This is a genomic window from Escherichia sp. KCJ4928 (assembly GCF_004352695.1).
Classification (GTDB): Bacteria; Pseudomonadota; Gammaproteobacteria; order Enterobacterales; family Enterobacteriaceae; genus ECMA0423.
The window spans coordinates 1-3,797 of sequence record NZ_SJWV01000267.1 but is presented as its reverse complement, the minus strand read 5'-3'; the positions used below and the strand labels follow the sequence as shown (position 1 = coordinate 3,797).

The 3,797-nt window shown below is 47.8% G+C and carries 4 protein-coding genes; 1 reads left to right on the top strand and 3 read right to left on the bottom strand.

Annotated elements, in window-relative coordinates; genetic code table 11:
* The first annotated feature begins 104 nt into the window (after positions 1–104).
* Positions 105–1,085, top strand: coding sequence for a YdcK family protein (ydcK, locus tag E0D98_RS22060; RefSeq protein WP_001234054.1), 981 nt, complete (start codon positions 105–107; stop codon positions 1,083–1,085).
* On the opposite strand, the gene rimL is transcribed toward ydcK, so the two are convergent.
* The 3 genes from rimL to opgD form a co-directional block, all read right to left on the bottom strand.
* Positions 1,080–1,616 (bottom strand): 50S ribosomal protein L7/L12-serine acetyltransferase, encoded by a 537-nt coding sequence (gene rimL / locus E0D98_RS22055; RefSeq protein WP_000140877.1) that lies wholly within the window; start codon positions 1,614–1,616, stop codon positions 1,080–1,082. The genes ydcK and rimL overlap by 6 nt on opposite strands.
* Before the next feature lie 62 nt (positions 1,617–1,678).
* A complete protein-coding gene (locus tag E0D98_RS22050; RefSeq protein ID WP_001296778.1) occupies positions 1,679–1,903 on the bottom strand; it encodes a YdcH family protein in 225 nt (74 codons plus the stop codon).
* Between the two features lie 139 nt (positions 1,904–2,042).
* Positions 2,043–3,698 (bottom strand): glucan biosynthesis protein OpgD, encoded by a 1,656-nt coding sequence (gene opgD, locus E0D98_RS22045; protein WP_000375956.1) that lies wholly within the window; start codon positions 3,696–3,698, stop codon positions 2,043–2,045.
* Between the last annotated feature and the right edge of the window lie 99 nt (positions 3,699–3,797).

Here is a 3,797-nt window from a genome sequence, read left to right as displayed (position 1 = left end):
AATTTATATAGTATATTTGAAATGCATTTTATGGAATTTTCTCGAGCATAGCCAGAGCCGCAGAATTTGCTACGGTTATAGTAAGTCACCTGTGGGAAAACGCTATGCGCAAATATCGTCTAAGTGAAGAACAGCGAGCCTTTAGTTATCAGGAAGATGGCACTAAAAAAAATGTGTTATTACGGCAGATTATCGCCATTAGCGATTTTAACGATGTGATAGCAGGAACCGCTGGCGGCTGGATCGATCGCGAAACGGTGTTAGCACAGGAAGGAAATTGCTGGATTTACGACCAGAATGCTATTGCGTTCGGTGGAACGGTGATTTCCGGTAATACGCGCATCACCGGCACCAGCGTACTGTGGGGAGAGGTTTACGCAACGGATAATGTCTGGATCGATAATAGTGAAATCAGCCAGGGTGCATATATAAGTGACAGTGTCACCATTCATGACTCACTGGTTTGCGGGCAATGTAGAATATTTGGTCACGCCTTAATTAATCAACATTCTATGATCGTCGCCGCACAAGGCTTAACGCCTGACCATCAACTCCTGCTACAAATTTATGATCGCGCAAGGGTTAGCGCCTCGCGTATTGTCCACCAGGCACAAATTTATGGCGATGCCGTCATCCGGTATGCTTTTATTGAACATCGTGCCGAAGTTTTTGATTTTGCCAGTATTGAAGGTAATGAAGAGAACAACGTCTGGCTATGCGATTGCGCTAAAGTCTACGGTCACGCGCAGGTGAAAGCTGGCATAGAAGAAGATGCCATTCCAACGATTCATTACAGTTCGCAGGTGGCGGAATATGCCATTGTGGAAGGTAATTGTGTGTTAAAACATCATGTCTTGATTGGCGGAAATGCCGTGGTACGTGGTGGACCGATTCTGCTCGACGAGCACGTTGTAATACAAGGTGAGAGCCGTATTACAGGTGCGGTGATAATTGAAAACCATGTGGAGTTAACCGACCACGCCGTCGTTGAAGCCTTTGATGGCGACACGGTTCATGTCCGTGGTCCAAAAGTCATTAACGGCGAGGAGCGCATTACGCGAACGCCGCTGGCAGGGTTATTATGAATCGATAATACGCGCGTATAAGTTCACATCATCATAGGCATCATTCAGGAACTCAGCCTGTTTCAGGCAACCTTCAAGGATAAAACCATTGCGCAAAGCGACCTGGTTGCTTTGCGGATTGTCCACCCGACATTTGATCACGAAGCGTCTAAGTTCACCAGACTGGGCGTAATGATGAATCAATGCCTGCAGCGCCTGAGAAATGATCCCCTGCCCCTGATGAGATTCGTCCAGCCAGTAGCCTATTTCAGCGGTTTTATTCAGTGGTTCAATACGATTAAACGAGATAACGCCGATAAGTTCATCTTCTTTGAAAATCATGAACATTTTGGCATAGCCGCGTTGATGCAACATCACATTACCCTGCACCGTTTTTCGCGTGTCCTCTTCACTCTGAACGAACTGCGGCCAGTTTAGCGACTGCTGTAACCAGGTTTTATTTTTACAGATTAACTGATAAAGAGGAGTGACGTGATTTTCTGCAACAGCATGTAATTCAAGTGATTCGCTTACTTTTATCGTTTCAGTCATCTTATCTCCAGTCAATCCATGCAGTTGTTAAAAAAGCCGCCTGGCTGGCGGCTTAGGAAAGTTTATACCTCTTTGACGCTCTCCTGCTGCAGGATTTTGAGCATCTCATCTTTTAACTGTAGCTTTTGTTTTTTCATGCGGACCACTTCCGCATTGTACCCTCGACCGTCGGAACCTTCCTTTCTGGCAATTTCATGATCAAGTTTATTGTGTTTATCGAACAAGGACATAAAGCGAGGATTTTCGTTTTTCAGACGGGATATTAAATCTCGATATTCTGGAAACATACGCACTCCCTGTTAGTGGCTGACAAGGTGTATCTGAAATACACACCATCAGATTACTCATTTAACTTAGGGAAAAATGCGAGCGGGATCGTGTTTAACCAGACGGCACCTCCCGAAGAAGGTGCCGAAGAAAAAACGATTAACTCATCACGCGGTCGTCAACATACTGACGTTTATCCGGCGCTGGCGGGAAATACTGATACAGCCATGTTTCACTGATAGCGTCGCCCTGACAACGCAGATACATCCGCATATCGACCGGATCAGTGGAGTCCGAAGTCGGATACCAGTCAAACTGAATACGATAACCATCAATGGGTTCAATATAGAGAATTTCGATTTGCTTCGCTTCCCCACTGGAAAGCGTAATCACCGGCTCAATGCCTTTTGGTGCGGCAGCTTTCAGATCACCACCAACGAAATCGACGGCAAAACGACGCGCCCATTTTTCGGGATAGTGTTCACCTGGTGCCCAACCTTCCGGGAAACCGCCCATGCCGGTACGCGTCGCCATAACGCGCGCTAATGGGCAATGAACAGGCGGTTGCGCACTCCAGTACAGACGATACTGGAATGCAAACTCATCACCCGCCTTTACAGCTTTTTCTGGCTGCCAGAAGCAGACAATGTTATCCAGCGTTTCGCCCGTTGTTGGGATTTCCATCAGGCCGATGGTGCCCTTACCCCACTTGTTACGCGGTTCCACCCACAGACTTGGGCGTTTGTTATACCAGCCCATAATGTCCTGATAATGGGAGAAATCACGATCCAGTTGCAATAAACCAAACCCTTTCGGGTTGTTGTCGGTGTAAGCATTGAACTGCAATTTTTGCGGATTATTCAGCGGACGGCAAATCCACTCGCCGTTGCCCCGCCACATGGACAGACGATCAGAGTCATGAATTTGCGGATGAATGGTGTCGCACATCCGACGTTCATTAGTACCGCAGCTGAACATACTGGTCATCGGCGCAATGCCCAGCTGTTTAATGTCTTTGCGCGCATACAGGTGATTTTCCACATCCATAATCACCTGACTTTTCTCACAATGGATAGTGAACTTATAGGCACCAGTAATGCTGGCGCTATCGAGCAACGCATAAACGGTAAAGGTAGTTGCCCCAGGTTTTACCGTATCAAACCAGAAGGCGGTAAAGTCGGGGAACTCTTCTTTACTGTCGGTGTAAGTGTCAATCGCCAGGCCGCGGGCCGACAAACCGTATTGATATGTGTCATCAACGGCGCGGAAATAACTCGCTCCGAGGAATGATACTACATCACGGCGCGCCAGTTCGGGGGCTTTAAACACGCGAAAACCGGCAAAGCCGAGATCGCTTTGCCCTTCTAATTGTTTGGTATCAACACCTGCATCGTTGTATTTGAACAACTCCGGGCGAAAGTGAATTTCACGCGCCAGATGTGTTGCTGGATCTACAGAAAACATACGAACGCGGCGACGGAATCCCATTCCCATATGGAAGAACTGAGCGTCCAGTTGACGGTTCTCAACGTTATGCCAGAGCGATTTTTCGGCGTCGTATTGAATACTGTTATAAGCCTGCGGCGTCATTGTCGCCAGCGTGTCAGGTAACGGACGAGGCGCACCACGCCACGCTGTTTGCGCTAAGTCGTGCGCCATTGACTGTAGAATGGAGAAGTCAAAACGCTGGGTTTGCCCGTCGGCAATATCAGAATCTGCCGCGAATGCCGCCTGAGAAAAAAGAGAAGCAATGCCGCTGGTACCGCACACGGCGGCCATAGCCATTGAACCTTTAATAAATCGTCTACGATCCATACCTGAAAGTGAGTCCTTCTGGTGTTGTGAATGGTCCCGCGCTGGTCGTTTTCAGCGGCAAGAAAGTGCTTATTTATGACCGCTCACTCTAGACAATAT